The 14,200-nt window shown below is 48.2% G+C and carries 14 protein-coding genes; 13 read left to right on the forward strand and 1 reads right to left on the reverse strand.

The features are described from left to right. Positions 1 to 3: 3 nt before the first annotated feature. A complete protein-coding gene (locus tag ACO0K3_RS01465; protein WP_422981229.1) occupies positions 4 to 1,257 on the forward strand; it encodes a CaiB/BaiF CoA transferase family protein in 1,254 nt (417 codons plus the stop codon). 83 nt (positions 1,258 to 1,340) lie between these two features. Further along, a complete protein-coding gene (locus ACO0K3_RS01470; RefSeq protein WP_422981231.1) occupies positions 1,341 to 1,481 on the forward strand; it encodes a hypothetical protein in 141 nt (46 codons plus the stop codon). 82 nt (positions 1,482 to 1,563) lie between these two features. On the opposite strand, the gene ACO0K3_RS01475 is transcribed toward ACO0K3_RS01470, so the two are convergent. After that, complete coding sequence (locus tag ACO0K3_RS01475) at positions 1,564 to 2,166, reverse strand: MarC family protein (protein WP_422958533.1); 603 nt, start codon at positions 2,164 to 2,166, stop codon at positions 1,564 to 1,566. A 165-nt stretch (positions 2,167 to 2,331) separates the two neighbouring features. Here ACO0K3_RS01475 and ACO0K3_RS01480 point away from each other — a divergent pair, with 165 nt between their 5' ends. The 11 genes from ACO0K3_RS01480 (at position 2,332) to gspM (ending at position 14,200) form a co-directional block, all read left to right on the forward strand. Beyond that, positions 2,332 to 2,523 carry a DUF1289 domain-containing protein gene (locus tag ACO0K3_RS01480; RefSeq protein WP_422956569.1) on the forward strand — a complete coding sequence of 64 codons (192 nt, stop codon included), beginning with the start codon at positions 2,332 to 2,334 and terminating at the stop codon, positions 2,521 to 2,523. Between the two features lie 68 nt (positions 2,524 to 2,591). After that, on the forward strand, positions 2,592 to 4,874 hold the full coding sequence (locus tag ACO0K3_RS01485) for a molybdopterin cofactor-binding domain-containing protein (protein WP_422981233.1): 2,283 nt from the start codon (positions 2,592 to 2,594) through the stop codon (positions 4,872 to 4,874). A 506-nt stretch (positions 4,875 to 5,380) separates the two neighbouring features. Beyond that, on the forward strand, positions 5,381 to 7,237 hold the full coding sequence (locus ACO0K3_RS01490; RefSeq protein ID WP_422981235.1) for a M4 family metallopeptidase: 1,857 nt from the start codon (positions 5,381 to 5,383) through the stop codon (positions 7,235 to 7,237). 116 nt (positions 7,238 to 7,353) lie between these two features. Continuing rightward, complete coding sequence (locus ACO0K3_RS01495; protein ID WP_422981237.1) at positions 7,354 to 8,937, forward strand: M20/M25/M40 family metallo-hydrolase; 1,584 nt, start codon at positions 7,354 to 7,356, stop codon at positions 8,935 to 8,937. A 364-nt stretch (positions 8,938 to 9,301) separates the two neighbouring features. Further along, positions 9,302 to 9,781, forward strand: coding sequence for a type II secretion system major pseudopilin GspG (gspG, locus tag ACO0K3_RS01500; RefSeq protein WP_422981239.1), 480 nt, complete (start codon positions 9,302 to 9,304; stop codon positions 9,779 to 9,781). Positions 9,782 to 9,789: 8 nt separating this feature from the next. Then, entirely contained in the window at positions 9,790 to 10,275 is a 486-nt protein-coding gene (locus ACO0K3_RS01505; RefSeq protein WP_422981241.1) for a GspH/FimT family pseudopilin, read from the forward strand. A 1-nt stretch (position 10,276) separates the two neighbouring features. Continuing rightward, positions 10,277 to 10,678: a type II secretion system minor pseudopilin GspI gene (gene gspI / locus ACO0K3_RS01510; protein WP_422981243.1), complete on the forward strand. Its 402-nt coding sequence runs from the start codon at positions 10,277 to 10,279 to the stop codon at positions 10,676 to 10,678. Further along, the gene (locus ACO0K3_RS01515; protein WP_422981245.1) at positions 10,668 to 11,321 is read left to right on the forward strand and encodes a PulJ/GspJ family protein; all 654 of its coding nucleotides are present in this window, start codon (positions 10,668 to 10,670) and stop codon (positions 11,319 to 11,321) included. The genes gspI and ACO0K3_RS01515 overlap by 11 nt, the downstream gene beginning before the upstream one ends. Further along, the gene (gspK, locus tag ACO0K3_RS01520) at positions 11,318 to 12,337 is read left to right on the forward strand and encodes a type II secretion system minor pseudopilin GspK (RefSeq protein WP_422981247.1); all 1,020 of its coding nucleotides are present in this window, start codon (positions 11,318 to 11,320) and stop codon (positions 12,335 to 12,337) included. Before ACO0K3_RS01515 ends, gspK begins: the two co-directional genes overlap by 4 nt. Positions 12,338 to 12,410: 73 nt before the next feature. Beyond that, entirely contained in the window at positions 12,411 to 13,700 is a 1,290-nt protein-coding gene (gene gspL / locus ACO0K3_RS01525; protein WP_422981249.1) for a type II secretion system protein GspL, read from the forward strand. Next, a complete protein-coding gene (gene gspM / locus ACO0K3_RS01530) occupies positions 13,697 to 14,200 on the forward strand; it encodes a type II secretion system protein GspM (protein WP_422981251.1) in 504 nt (167 codons plus the stop codon). The genes gspL and gspM overlap by 4 nt, the downstream gene beginning before the upstream one ends.

The following is a 14,200-nucleotide window of genomic DNA, read 5'->3' on the forward strand; positions in this document are numbered from 1 at the left end:
ACGATGACTGAACACGCTCAAAAAAAATTGACTGGCCCGTTAGCGGGAATCAAAGTGCTGGAATTGGGTACCTTGATTGCCGGACCATTTTGCGCGCGTATGCTGGCAGAGTTCGGCGCAGAAGTCATCAAGATAGAATCACCCGACGGAGGCGATCCTATCCGTCAATGGCGTGTGTTGAAAGACGGTACTTCATTATGGTGGAGTGTTCAGGCGCGTAATAAAAAAAGTCTGACTCTTAATCTGAAGCAGACTCAGGCACAAGTGATTGCCCGGCGTTTGGCACTAGATGCCGATATTATTATCGAGAATTATCGTCCCGGTGTGCTTGAGAAATGGCAGCTTGGTTACGACAGTTTGAAGGAAGTTAATCCCGCAACGATCATGGTACGTCTGTCCGGTTATGGACAGACAGGGCCGATGAAGGACTTGCCCGGTTTTGGTGCGATTGGCGAATCCATGGGCGGTTTACGCTATGTCTCTGGACATCCCGATCGTCCGCCAGTGCGCGTCGGCATATCGATTGGCGATTCAGTCGCTGCTCTGCACGGCGTGATTGGCGCGATGATGGCGCTGCGTCACCGCGATGCAACAGGTGGACGCTGGAACGGTCAGCAGGGGGCAGATTGCGTTGCCGGACAAGGACAGATGGTCGATGTGGCGCTGTATGAATCGGTATTTAATCTGATGGAGTCCCTCGTGCCCGAGTTTGATCATGCAGGCATTGTGCGTGAGCGGACTGGCGGTGCTTTGCCAGGGATCGTGCCATCGAATACCTACACGACAGGTGACGGCGAGAATATCGTAATTGCAGGCAATGGCGACGCGATTTTTAAACGCTTGATGATGGCGATTGGCCGTGAAGATATGGCGAACGATTCCGGTCTGGCGCGTAATGATGGACGCGTTCCGCGCACGGTTGAGATCGATACGGCAATCAGTGACTGGTGTCAGCAACAAACCATAGATAGCGCGTTGCAGCTATTGCAAGCAGCCGATGTGCCGGTGGGTAAAATTTATTCGGTCCGGGACATGATGAGCGATCCTCAATTCCTTGCACGGAATATGTTTGAACAGCATGTATTTGCCGATGGAACACCGGTGAAATTGCCAGCAATCTCGCCGAAATTATCTGAAACACCTGGTCATACCAACTGGCTGGGGCCGAAACTGGGGCAGCATAATCGCGAGGTGTTACAGCAGCTAGGTTATTCTGAATCCCAGATAGCGCAGCTTGAGCACGATAAGATTGTCTGACGCTATTTCACTCATTGATGTCGTTGTTGCCTGCGCAAAGCAGGTAGCGATCTAGAAGAAGTATAAGAAAGCAGAGTCCACTTATGAACCGTCAGTTCTTTAAACAATTTGCCATTGCGCTCGTATTATTTTTACTCGGCTACTTCACTTTTAACAGCAAATTATTTGCGCAAGATGCAAGTAGCCATATATCGCAGGCGGTCGTGGTCACACCTGCGAATTGATGTACTAATGCAATTTAAAAAGTATCTAAAGAGTGCCTAAGTAGTACCTAGGGAGTACCGATTGATCAGTTCAGGAATTAGCTCAGGATAAAGTTTTTAAATAATCCCGGATGCCTGCGAGCAGCATTTCTACCGAGGCTGCCGTCAGGATCAATCCCATCAGTCGTTCAAATGCTGTCATGACACGTTTACCCAGTACGCGCTGCATGCGTTCAGCACTTAATAACACCACTAGCCACACCACCGCGACCGATGTCAGTGCCGCGACATGAACAGCGACATCCAGTCTGCTGCTTGACGAAAACAGGAGTACGGTAGCCAATGCCGATGGTCCTGCAAGTGCCGGGATGGCCAGAGGTACAATGAAGGGTTCGTGATCGTCTTCTACATCACCAAAAATTCCGCCCTCTTGCGGAAATACCATACGAAGCGCAATCAGGAACAGAATCACACCGCCACCGATACGTAGCGACACATCCGATAGTTGCATCGCCGTCAGGAAATGCCGGCCAAAAAACATGAACAGCAGTAACAGCGCAAAGGCTATCGCACATTCACGTACCACGACACGCCAGCGGCGCTCGGGGGCAACATGAGAAAGTGCGGCAACAAAAATAGGTACGTTACCAAACGGGTCAGTGACCAGGATGAGCAGAATGAAGGATTGGAAAAAATCTTGCGTCATATTTTGTTCGCTTTGAGGTCATTGATGTGTCTGTGAAATAAGTCTGTAAAGCATCGTATGTGAATTGCCATAGCCATTCAAGCGAATTATAGAAATCGCGTTACTATTGGGGTAATCTGGCGTTTCCAGCACGCTCGTATTATTTTTAGACAGGTAAGATTTTCCATGACAATTGAAAAAAAAGAACGGCCTGATACGCCATGTGTTGCTGTGTGCTCCACGACTTTTGATGATGTATGCCGGGGATGTGGCAGGACGGTAGCGGAGGTCGCTGAATGGGTATTCATGAACCAGGATCAGAAGGAAGTCGTATGGCAAAGAATCTTGGCTGAGGGCTACCCTCGCAGGAATACCTGATTGATCAAATTGCTCAACTACGCAAAACCATAAACATCAATAAAAATCACAATCACGGAGACATTGTTATGGCAGAAGCAAAGCTAAAAACAGAACCCCAAAAGAAGTCGCGCCGGCGTTTTATTTTAGGCGGAGTAGGTGTTGCCGGAGCGCTGGTTGTCGGTTGGGGCTTCACTCCGCCGAGGCAACGGCTGCACGGTGCCAGCTCTCTACCAGTGGTGAATGATGAAGTTAGTTTAAACGGGTGGATCAAAATTGCGAAAGACGGTATGGTCACGGTGGCCATGCATAAAAGCGAAATGGGGCAGGGCATACACACGGCATTACAGATGCTGATTGCAGAGGAGCTCGATGTTCCCATGTACATGGTCAGACCTGTTCATGCTCCTATCGATAAAATTTATGGCAATGTTGCAATGCTTGCCGATGGATTGCCTTTTCATCCGGATAATGCCGGTACCGTCAAAAGAACCGCACGCTGGATGACGGCAAAATTTGCCCGTGAGCTTGGTTTGCAGGTTACTGGCGGATCCTCTAGCGTCAAAGATTCATGGCTACCTATGCGTGAAGCAGGAGCGACTGCCCGGGCAATGCTGATTGCCGCCGCCGCAAAAGAGTGGAACGTGCCAGCAGATCAATGTAAGACGAGTGACGGAAAAGTTATTCATTCCTCGGGTAAGCGCGCTGGTTATGGTGAGCTGGCTGCTAAGGCAGTACTGATAACACCTGATGACGTCCATTTAAAAGATCCTAAAGCCTTTACCCTGATTGGCACTCCGCAATCACGTACCGATTCTGCGGCTAAAACGAATGGCAGTGCAGTTTTTGGTATCGATGTACGTCCACCGGGATTGCTTTATGCTGCGATCAAAATGAGTCCGGTCATCGGTGGTAGCATCAAAAAAATCAATGAGAGTGAGACCAAATCCGCCGGTGATCCAGTTCAGGTGATTGATTTGCAAGCGACGAATTCTGCAAATCTGGTGGCCGGTGTTGTCGTCGTAGCCAAAAGTTATTGGTCTGCAAAAAAAGCATTGCTGGCACTGTCTGTAGAGTGGAATCCTGGTTCTGCTGCGAATGTGTCCACGGCAGATATTTTTAAAGAGTTAGGGCGTCAACTTGACACTGAATCTGGTTTTACTTACTACCAGCAAGGGGATGTAAGTTCTTTAACCTCTGCGGCCAAGACCATCAAGGCCGAATACAAGGCACCATTTTTAGCCCATGCCACGATGGAGCCGATTAATTGCACTGCGCAATTTAAAGACGGCAAACTTGATCTCTGGGTGTCAACACAAGTTCCCAGTATTGCCGTCGATGTCGCAGCCAAAGTTGCCAATATATCGTCGGATAAAGTTGAATTACATATGACGTATCTCGGCGGCGGTTTTGGACGCCGTCTTGAGGTCGATATGGTGGTTCAGGCGGTGACGGTAGCCTTGCAGACTAAGGGTTTAGCAGTGCAGTTGATCTGGAGCAGAGAAGAGGATATGACACATGATATGTACCGGCCGGCTGCTTTAGCAAGGTTTAATGCGTTGGTTGATGCGAATGGTGTTGTGACTGCTTATGATAATAAGTCGGCCTCTGGATCCGTGACGCACCAGGTTCTGAAGCGCACATTTGGTGTGCCCGGTGCCGGACCAGATAAGACGACAGCGGAGGGCGAGTTTGATATGCCCTACGAATTTGCCAATCAAAAAATTGCCCACGTCATTGTGCCAACGGTTGTCCCTTTAGGATATTGGCGCTCTGTCGGGCATTCACATAACGCGTTTTTCAAAGAAAGCTTTATTGATGAACTCGCGCATGCGGCGGGTAAGGATCCGGTCAATTTTCGACGTGAATTATTGAAACAGCATCCGCGCTTTTTGACCGTACTGGATGCCGCAGTGAATAAGGCTGGGCCAGTCCCAGAGGGACGCGGGCATGGGATTGCGCTACATCAATCGTTCGGCTCTATCGTGGCGCAAGTGGCAGAGGTCTCGGTTAAAGACAAGCAGATCCAGGTCCATAAAGTGACGTGTGCGGTGGACTGTGGAATTGCAGTTAATCCCAATATCATTACGCAGCAAATTGAGTCTGCGATCATTTTTGGTCTCAGTGCTGCCTTGTATGGGGAAGTCACCATTAAAAACGGCCAGGTTGAGCAGACGAATTTCCATGACTATCCGGTTCTCAGAATGAGTGAAGCGCCTGAAATTCAAACGGTCATCATTGCCAGTGCTGAACCACCGGAGGGCATCGGTGAGCCAGGTACGCCGCCAATTGCGCCTGCAGTTGCTAATGCCGTGTTTTTGCTAACTGGGCAGCGATTGAGAAGCCTGCCTTTACGTCTGGAAGCTACCTGAATTAAGCAGCTATTTGAATTATTTTAATCTTGAATTTGGTCAACTGGTATGGTCTTCATTATTGCTCCGGATCAAATTCAATAAAAATAGTTCATCCATAAATGTAAAAACAATGTTTACTTAAATGGATGTAATTGCATTTTTTTGTATTTTCAAATCGGCAATTTTTTAACATTATTTGACATGTTAAGGTCTTTTCCAAAATTTTCTCTTGTAAGGAAATATTTACATCATTTTTCACATTGCGGAAAAACAACGAGCTTATTTGCAAGTCTTTTGATGTCTGATTAACTCTGTACTAGCTATTTGGGCAATAGCCTGTTGAACGACTGCAATATTTTTGTGGTTTTTCGGCAAGAAGTTTCAGCGTTTTTGCTGGGATACAGATCAAAAGCCTTCACTCTGGTCTACTTGTTTTTTTAGATTGACATAAATTCAACGCTTACCGCGTTGGCTAATACTCATAGGGGACACAATCCCTACGGCAATTTGAAAATGGAGAGAAAATGGAACAAGCTTTGAAATTAACACAAGTATTACGTCCAACCCTACTGGCAGTAATGGTAGCGGGTGCTTGCAATGCGATGGCAGCAGATCGTATTGACTTGGAAAATTTTGTTGCGCCAGCAGCGACTTCAGCAGCGGCGAAAACATTAGCCGGTGGCACAACAGCAAAACTGAATGATTTGCTGGGTTTAACTGCTAGCGAACTGCAAGCTGTTCGTAGCCAGACTTATGCTAACGGTAAAGTGGTAACACGCTACCAGCAGTTTCATCAGGGCGTACCTGTCTGGGGTGAAGGTGTTGTTGAGCACGTAGTACCAGGTGCCGCTCAGCCAGCGCTGGCAGGTGCAATGTTGAGCAATCTGGGTAATGATTTGCCAACTGCAAGACCACTGTATTCAGCCTCTCAGGCATTGACACTGGCAAAGACTCAAGCACGTGTTAATTCCACTGAAAACGAACAATCCAAATTACATATCCAGCTTGGCGCAAACAATGTAGCCCAACTGATTTATGTTATTTCTTTCCTGGATACGTCCAATCCAAACAAGCCAAGCCGTCCGCATTTCATCATTGATGCAAATACCGGCGCTGTTCTGCAAAAATGGGAAGGTATTGCCCACACTCTGAGCGGCACAGGTCCTGGCGGTAACGCTAAAACAGGTCAATACGAATACGGTACCACAGCTGGTTACGGTTATTTAGACGTGTTGGTCAGCGGCTCTACTTGTAAGCTGAGCAGCACGAATGTTGATACCTACAACATGAACAACGCGACGTCCGGTTCCGGTACGTTGCACAGCTTTACCTGCCCGCGCAATACTGTCAAAACAGTGAACGGTGCTTACTCCCCGATGAATGACGCGCATTACTTTGGTAATCAGGTCTTCAACATGTACCAGACTTATCTGGGTGTACGTCCGATCAGTCAAAAATTGATGATGCGCGTACATTACGGCTCTGCCTACGAAAATGCATTCTGGGATGGTACAGCAATGAATTTCGGTGACGGTGCTTCTACTTTCTACCCATTGACAGCGTTGGATGTGACTGGTCATGAAATTAGTCACGGCTTCACAGAACAGAACTCGAATCTGACTTACTCTGGCATGTCCGGTGGTATGAACGAAGCGTTCTCGGATATGGCCGGTGAAGCAGTCAAGTACTATGTCAAAGGGACTAACGATTTTAAAGTTGGTGTTGATATTTTCAAAGCCAGTGGTGCCTTGCGTTATATGTACAATCCACCGCTGGATGGCGGTTCTATCGATAATGCAGCGAACTACACCAGCAGCCTCGATGTGCATTATTCCAGTGGTGTGTACAACAAAGCTTTCTATTTGTTGGCGACTAAAACTGGCTGGAACACACGCAAAGCGTTCGAAGTTATGGCGGATGCAAACCGTTTGTACTGGACTGCAGGCAGCACGTTTAATCAAGGTGCTTGCGGCGTAGAAAAAGCAGCAGGCAACCGTGGTTACACAGTTGCTGACGTTACTTCTGCATTCAGTGCAGTTGGCGTAAGCTGCGCTACGACTACACCAACAGCAACACCATTGACTAAAGGCGTGACAGTCACTGGCATCACTCTGGCTAAAGGTGCTACTAAGCTGTACTCCATCGTTGTTCCAGCAGGCGCAAAAAATCTGAGCGTCAAACTGGCTGGTGGTACAGGTGACGGTGATCTGTATGTCAAAGCAAGTGCAGCACCGACGACGACCTCTTACGATGGTAAGTCTGAGGGCTCCACAAATGCCGAGACAGTAACAATTGCTGCACCAAAAACAGCAACTTACTATGTTTTGGTCAGCGCTTATGCCGCAGTAAGCAGCACGACTTTGGTTGCAACTTATCAGTAATACTCTTTAGTTGTTATTGAGTAGATACTCTCAGTCCCGCTCCGTCCGGAGCGGGATTTTTTTTCAATCAGTATTTTTGAAGAGTGCCAGAATTGTGCATTCGGAGGGGTATTGTCATGCAAAAGAAAATCGTATCTGGACTGTTTTCTGGAATGTTAACCAGTCTGTTGTTGATGGGTATAAACACTGAGGCCGTCGCGGGAAACAAAGTATGGATCACGCTGGGTGATACAGCGTTTCATCAGTTACAAAAACTCGCGCCACAGACAATTGCGAAAGATAGTCAGATCGTTGTCGCCAATCCCGGTTTTCAGGGACTCACTGGTTCCATGATCCAGGAGAAGGTCCACTTAGTTGAGGTTGATGAGCAGCAGCTCACTGGATTGTCGGCCGCAATACATCAGGAATTGAAGCGTTGCGGTGGATTTATGTTTCATCCGAATGAGAGTGCGGGGCGAGTTGCATTAAGCACGCCTGCGAGCTTGAACGCAATCGCGGCAAGTCTGGCACCATCGTATGTAATCGATAATCAGACAGTTGTGACGCCGATGTTGTCGCAGATGCAGGCAAGTAACATCGGTCAGACAATTATTGATATGTCTGGCTATGCCAATCGTTATTACACGACCACCAATGGTGTCAACGCCTCGAACTGGTTGAAGCAAAAATGGGTACAGATGACGTCGGCCCGCAGTGATATCACCGTAGAACAATTCACTCATGCAAGCTGGAGTCAGAAGTCCGTTATCCTCACCATCAAAGGCACCGATAATGCTGCCGAAGTGATTGTTCTTGGCGCACATCTGGATTCAATTAATACCAAAGGTACGACGGAAACCACCAAGGCCCCGGGTGCCGACGATGATGCTTCGGGTATCGCCAGCCTGACGGAGGTCATACGCGTATTGGTCGCTAACGGCTATAAACCGCGCAGGACTATTAAAATCATGGGCTATTCCGCAGAAGAAGTGGGTTTGCGGGGTTCCCAGGAGATTGCCAAGAGCTTTAAGGCAGCGAATACCAACGTGATTGGCATGATGCAGCTTGATATGACTAACTACAAAGGATCGGATAAAGATATTTATCTTTACACCGATTACACGAATAGCGCCCAGAACCAGTTTGTCGCCAATCTGATCTCAACGTATCAGCCAAGTTTAAGCATTGGCTACGATAAGTGTGGTTATGGCTGTTCGGATCATGCGTCTTGGTATGCTCAGGGTTATGCAACCTCCATGCCTTTTGAAACCGCATTTACCCAGGATAATCCTTATATTCATACAGAAAACGACACCTACGCCAATAGTGGCGGGCAAGCGAATCACTCGCTAAAGTTCGCACGCCTGGCTTTATCATTTGCTGTTGAATTGGGTAGTGATGGTGCGGCGACGCCCGGACCGGTGGATAAGGTGGAGACTTTTACCGGAAGTTTGACGAAGGGGCAAAAAGCCAGTTACGGTCCATTTAAAGTCGGTGCGGGAGGTAGCTTTGCTGCCGCGTTGAGCGGAACTGGAGATGCAGATCTGTACGTGCGCAAAACATCGGCACCAACGACGACGACCTATGATTGCAAATCAGACGGATCAACATCGACCGAAAGTTGCAGCATCAATTTAACGGCAAACGGTGATGCCTACGTTCTGTTAAACGGGTATTCTGCTGCGACTTACACCTTAAAAGTCACTTACAGGCCGCAATAAGATCGCAATAACACGCCTTGATAGGCCGGATTGTCATTTGTAGAGCATAGTTGCGCGAAGTATTATTCATAAACTATTCAGAGACTATTTAGAGACTAATAACTAGACTGTTATTTTTTTGAAATATACTTCGCGTACTATGCGATACTTTTTATGTGCACTAATCATGTGCCGTATTATGTGCTGTTAATTAGCGTAAATAAGTGCAACAGAGACAGGCTTTGCCAGTTTCGTGACGCATAATGAGTTTTGGAGATGTTTGCTTTGATGATGTTCCGGTCAGGGCAAGTTTCTGAATTTGATGAATCTATGTTTTGCCGGGCAAATTTGTCTTTGCAGATTACATGTTTTACTTTTTATCCCTATGAGCGATCAAACTTTTCAACAAAATAATTCAACTCGCCGTATTAAATCATCTCGATCCATTGTTTCGCGTGGCTTTACCTTGATTGAAATCATGGTTGTTGTGGTGATCATGGGGATTCTGGCCGCACTGGTTGTACCAAAATTAATGGGGCGTACCGACGACGCCCGCATTGTCGCTGCAAAACAAGATATTTCTACCCTGATGCAGGCACTCAAGCTATATCGCCTCGATAACCAGCGTTATCCGACCACAGAACAGGGGCTGCAAGCGCTGATCATCAAGCCGACTGCCGGACCCGCCGCAAATGGCTGGAAAACTGGCGGCTACATCGACAAATTGCCAAAAGATCCCTGGGGTAACCCTTACCAATACCTGTCGCCAGGCATTAAAGGCGAGGTCGATATCTTTTCATTGGGTGCTGATGGTCAGCTTGGTGGCACCGGTAATGATGCTGACATCGGTTCCTGGGATCAATAAGGATCGTAGTGCAAGTTTCCCCGGGTTTCAGATTGCGTAATCAGGCGGGCTTTACCCTGCTTGAGTTACTAGTGGTATTGGTCATCGCTGGCATCATGCTCGGCGCTGTGTCGTTTAACGCTATGCAAAGCAGCCATCAGCGTCTGCAAACGGATGCGCAAAGAATTGCAGTGTTGCTCCAGCTGGCGCGCGAAGAAGCGATTGTGCGTAACCGGCCCATTGCTTTTGAGGCGGATCAAAACCAATATCATTTTCTGGTTCGTAACGAATTAATCTGGGAAATACTTCGTGACGTAGATATGCTGCGTGAACGCGAATTCGTGATGAGTCCGGTGCGGCTCACAATCAGCCCTGCAACAAATATAGATAATGCCAATCTACGTATTATCTTTGGGCGAGAGCCAGTCGACAAACCCTTCGTCTTGAGTATGAGCTCAGGTGAAGATCAGGTACTGATCAGGGCAGATGGCATTGGCCATTTTGTAGTGGAATAAGATGAAGCCCCATTCTCTTCTTAAAAGAACACCCTCTCGTTACCTGTCTGGATTTACTTTGCTGGAGGTGCTGGTGGCGCTGGTCATCGTCGGTACCGCGCTTGGCGCAAGCCTGCGGGCGATTGGGAGCCTGACACAGAACAGTAACGATTTGCGTGCATCAATGATGGCAAGCTGGTCCGCCGAAAATCGACTAGCCCAGATTCGTCTCAGCAGCGAATGGCCTGCTTTGGGCGAGCGTTCATTCCCTTGTCCTCAGGGAGAATTGAATCTGGTCTGTGAAGAACATGTGCTAGGTACACCTAACCCTCTGTTTCGCAGAGTGGAAGTGTATGTATTCGATGCGGCACACGCAGAGCGCCGTATCGTCAAGCTGACTCAAGTGGTACCCAATGCGCTCTGAAAAAAAACAATCCGGCTTTACTTTAATCGAGCTATTAGTCGCAATCACGATTTTGGCGATCGTCGCCGTGCTCGGTTGGCGTGGGCTGGATAGTATCGTCAGAGCACGAATCGGACTCACCAATGAATTAGAGCAATCGCGCGGTACGCAGATTAGCTTTGCGCAACTCGAAAATGACTGCGCGCATCTGGCTGGCGTTGATTTGTTAGCGACACGCGAGAGTCTGCGGGCATCCCAGCAAAGTTTGTTTTTGATTCGTACGGTTTTTGACGACAACCAGCCCTTACGTTTGCAAGTGGTCGCTTATCGCTTGCTTGATGGCGTACTGACCCGGCGCGAATCGACCGCGACCCGTGACTTAAGGCAGCTTGATGCAGACTGGCAAAGCGCTCTAAATGAGACGGACGCAATGCCTGTCGTGGTACTGCAAAATGATGTGGCATCAATTGCCATGCGCACATGGAATAAGGATGAGAACGCTTGGCGTGTTGCCGGTACGGATATTGATAGTGCTCAAAATCCGGCGAACAGCAGTGGTAGCGCTGCTAAACCTGTTCCCCTGAAAAGCGGGTTGGAAATGTCTTTGCAATTGCGCGGCAGAGAACACGCCATGTTAAAAGTATTTTTGCTGGGAGCCGCATGAAAACTCCCCATCGTCAGCAGGCAGGGGTTGCAGTCGTCACGGCCCTATTACTGACTACCCTGGCAATTACCATAGTCGCCAGTCTGTTTTGGCAGCAGCAGGTGCAGGTTCGCTCGATTGAGAATCAACGTCTTCAGTTGCAAAAAAAATGGGTGCTGCGTGGTGCGCTGGATTGGGCACGCCTCATCTTGCGTGAAGATGGACGTGGTCGCAAAGTCGATCACCTGAAAGAAGCATGGGCAACGAATCTGGCAGAAACGCGTCTCGATGAATATGTGGAGAACGGCCGAGCTGATTCCGAGAGCAGTGAAGCAAGTTTATCCGGACAAATCAGCGATGCACAGTCACGATTTAACCTGAACAATCTGGCGACAGACGGTGTGATGAATCCTAAGGCGATCATCGCGTTTCAACGCCTGTTAGGAAATCTTCGCCTGGATACTTCTTTGGCGGCTGCCGCAGCTGAAGCAATCGCTTCGTCCCAGACAAAAAAAACAACAGCGAGTAGTAACCCGGCTACGACTACCGGAGCCGCCTCTAATCCCACTGTGACAACAGGTACAGCAAGCAATCCATCTCAGACATCGTCAGACAGTGTTCCTGCAGTACAATTCTTGCGCTTCACACAAATCGATGATTTGCTGTCTGTCGCAGGATTTAATGCTGACATGCTGACGAAGTTGCGAGACTTTGTCGTGGTTTTGCCACGCACCACGACATTGAATGTCAATACGGCTTCTGCTGAAGTATTGTCCGCATGTATCGCAACATTGTCGATGTCAGATGCGGCCGCAATCGTCGCTAGCCGGGACAGAGCTGAATTTTTGGATTTGTCAGATTTTAAACAAAGATTTCCAGATAAACTGGCGAATCTCGCAGACGGCGAGGCTTCCGTATTTACGGAATTTTTTATCGTGTCAGGAAAAATTCGCTTAGGTAGATCTTTCTTGAATTTTAATTCTCTGATTGAGCGTAACGACGCCGTCACGAAAATTATCTGGATACGCGAGTTATAAAGAAAACGGTAGTAGTTTTGGTAGTTTGACCATCATGATGCGCGGATGCGGTTGCGTGAATAGAAAATAGATTATGGCAAGTACACTGTACATATTATTACCTTCAAAAGTCACTGCTCAGACGAGTGCAGACTGGGCTAATTTGGCGCGACCATTTGCCACAGTGTCTGCTAACGGAACAATAGAGCAACAAGGTTGTCAGACACTCGCTCAGTTAAAACCGGCTTTGATGCAAGCGCGTCAGGTTGTGGTCTTGCTGGCGGCAAGTGATGTGAGCTTGTTGCAGGCGAAAGTACCGCCGATGGCCGCATCAAAATTACGAATGTCTCTGCCGAACCTGCTCGAGGATCAGCTTTCTACTGAAGCATCCGAGGTGATCTTGCAACCGGTCAGTGTTGTTGATGGGTTGTGTACGGTCGCCGTCGTGGATAAAACCTGGATGGAAACGGTTTATCGTACCGTATTGATATCGGGTGCCAAAAAAGTAGTGGCGTATCCATCCCAGATGGCTATGGAGTATCGCGCTGGCGCGACCAGCGTTTTGCTGGATCAGGAAAATTCCATCATCGAGTTTGCAGCACGTCGTTTTGATAGTTCGTTTATCGGCCTCGGTTTGGGCTTAGATCAAACGATGTCGACAGATACTCAGCAGCAGGCGGCTGGTGTATTGGAGTCTTTGCAGGCATTGAGTTTATTTGTGCCGGAGTCGGATGTGACGGTATATCTTGATGCAAAAGCGGTTGCGCCGTTTCAACATGCGCTGGCAGAAAATGTAGAGATGGCTCAGCGCGTTACACTACAGGCACTGAGCTGGAAAAATCGTATTGCCGGACTCGATACACATACGCCGGATTTGCTGGCAGGTATCAGTTCAATCAATCAATCCTACGTTGACTGGCGCATCTGGCGCTGGCCCTTAGGTTTGGGTGTTGCTGCTTTACTTATTAATATCATCGGCTTGAATATTGAGTGGTGGTCTTTGAAGCGTGAAGCGCAGTCACTGACTGCATCAATGACACAAGCCTATCGTTCTGCCTATCCTAAGGAGTCGGTTGTCATCGACCCTCTGGCGCAAATGCAACAAAAAATCACTGCTGCAAAAAAAATGTCCGGACAATCGTCACCTGATGATTTCGTGGTGCTGGCGGCGCAGTTCGCCCAAGTTTGGGATCGTCTGGCACCTGGTGTACCGGGAGCCAGTGTGCTGGGTATGGAATACAGAGAGCGTAATTTATTTGTGAAAACAAAATCATTTAATGCACCAGATCAGTTGAAAACTGCACTGCAAGAACAGGCCTTGATGCTGGTCTCATTCAAGGACGGTATTTTGCAGATTAAACCGGTTTCAGGGAGTACTAAATGAAAGCGCTAAGTTTAATGGATGCCGTCACGTCATACTTGCAGCAGTTAGAAACGCGTGAGCGTCGCATGCTTTTACTCGGTGTCGCCAGTATTGTTGCGGCCTTGCTGTATTTTATCGGCATTGATCCTGCATGGTCAGGGAAAAAACAATTACAAAAAGCGATTCCGCAGCTAAAACAGCAGGTAGCTGAAATGGACGTATTGAGCCGGCAAAGTGCTCAGCTGGGTGTCGCAATGGCAGAAAACGTCGATGCGATTTCACGCGAAGCGGTTGAGCTGTCTCTGTCTCGTCGTGGCGTCAAAGCGCAGAATCTCTCGGTATCTGATGATATGGTCAGATTGCAGATATCGACTGTGGCGTATCCGACGCTGATGGAATGGTTACTCGAGATGCAGAAGTCGAGCCGCCTGACAGTGGAAGAATCGAAATTGACCGCCTTGGCTGAGAGTGGTCAGGTCAGTGCGACATTGACGATGAAGCAGCAAAAAAATAATCTCTGA

Origin of the sequence: Undibacterium sp. Rencai35W (assembly GCF_049340185.1) — a bacterium.
In the GTDB taxonomy this organism is placed as follows: domain Bacteria; phylum Pseudomonadota; class Gammaproteobacteria; order Burkholderiales; family Burkholderiaceae_D; genus Undibacterium.

Excerpts from the sequence above, each read along its gene's own strand:
- ACO0K3_RS01480 (WP_422956569.1), top strand. The coding sequence starts at position 2,332 with ATGACAATTGAAAAAAAAGAACGGCCTGATACGCCATGTGTTGCTGTG.
- gspM (WP_422981251.1), top strand. The coding sequence starts at position 13,697 with ATGAAAGCGCTAAGTTTAATGGATGCCGTCACGTCATACTTGCAGCAG.
- ACO0K3_RS01485 (WP_422981233.1), top strand. The coding sequence starts at position 2,592 with ATGGCAGAAGCAAAGCTAAAAACAGAACCCCAAAAGAAGTCGCGCCGG.
- gspL (WP_422981249.1), top strand. The coding sequence starts at position 12,411 with ATGGCAAGTACACTGTACATATTATTACCTTCAAAAGTCACTGCTCAG.
- ACO0K3_RS01470 (WP_422981231.1), top strand. The coding sequence starts at position 1,341 with ATGAACCGTCAGTTCTTTAAACAATTTGCCATTGCGCTCGTATTATTT.
- gspK (WP_422981247.1), top strand. The coding sequence starts at position 11,318 with ATGAAAACTCCCCATCGTCAGCAGGCAGGGGTTGCAGTCGTCACGGCC.
- ACO0K3_RS01495 (WP_422981237.1), top strand. The coding sequence starts at position 7,354 with ATGCAAAAGAAAATCGTATCTGGACTGTTTTCTGGAATGTTAACCAGT.
- ACO0K3_RS01490 (WP_422981235.1), top strand. The coding sequence starts at position 5,381 with ATGGAACAAGCTTTGAAATTAACACAAGTATTACGTCCAACCCTACTG.
- ACO0K3_RS01515 (WP_422981245.1), top strand. The coding sequence starts at position 10,668 with ATGCGCTCTGAAAAAAAACAATCCGGCTTTACTTTAATCGAGCTATTA.
- ACO0K3_RS01475 (WP_422958533.1), bottom strand. The coding sequence starts at position 2,166 with ATGACGCAAGATTTTTTCCAATCCTTCATTCTGCTCATCCTGGTCACT.
- ACO0K3_RS01465 (WP_422981229.1), top strand. The coding sequence starts at position 4 with ATGACTGAACACGCTCAAAAAAAATTGACTGGCCCGTTAGCGGGAATC.
- gspI (WP_422981243.1), top strand. The coding sequence starts at position 10,277 with ATGAAGCCCCATTCTCTTCTTAAAAGAACACCCTCTCGTTACCTGTCT.
- gspG (WP_422981239.1), top strand. The coding sequence starts at position 9,302 with ATGAGCGATCAAACTTTTCAACAAAATAATTCAACTCGCCGTATTAAA.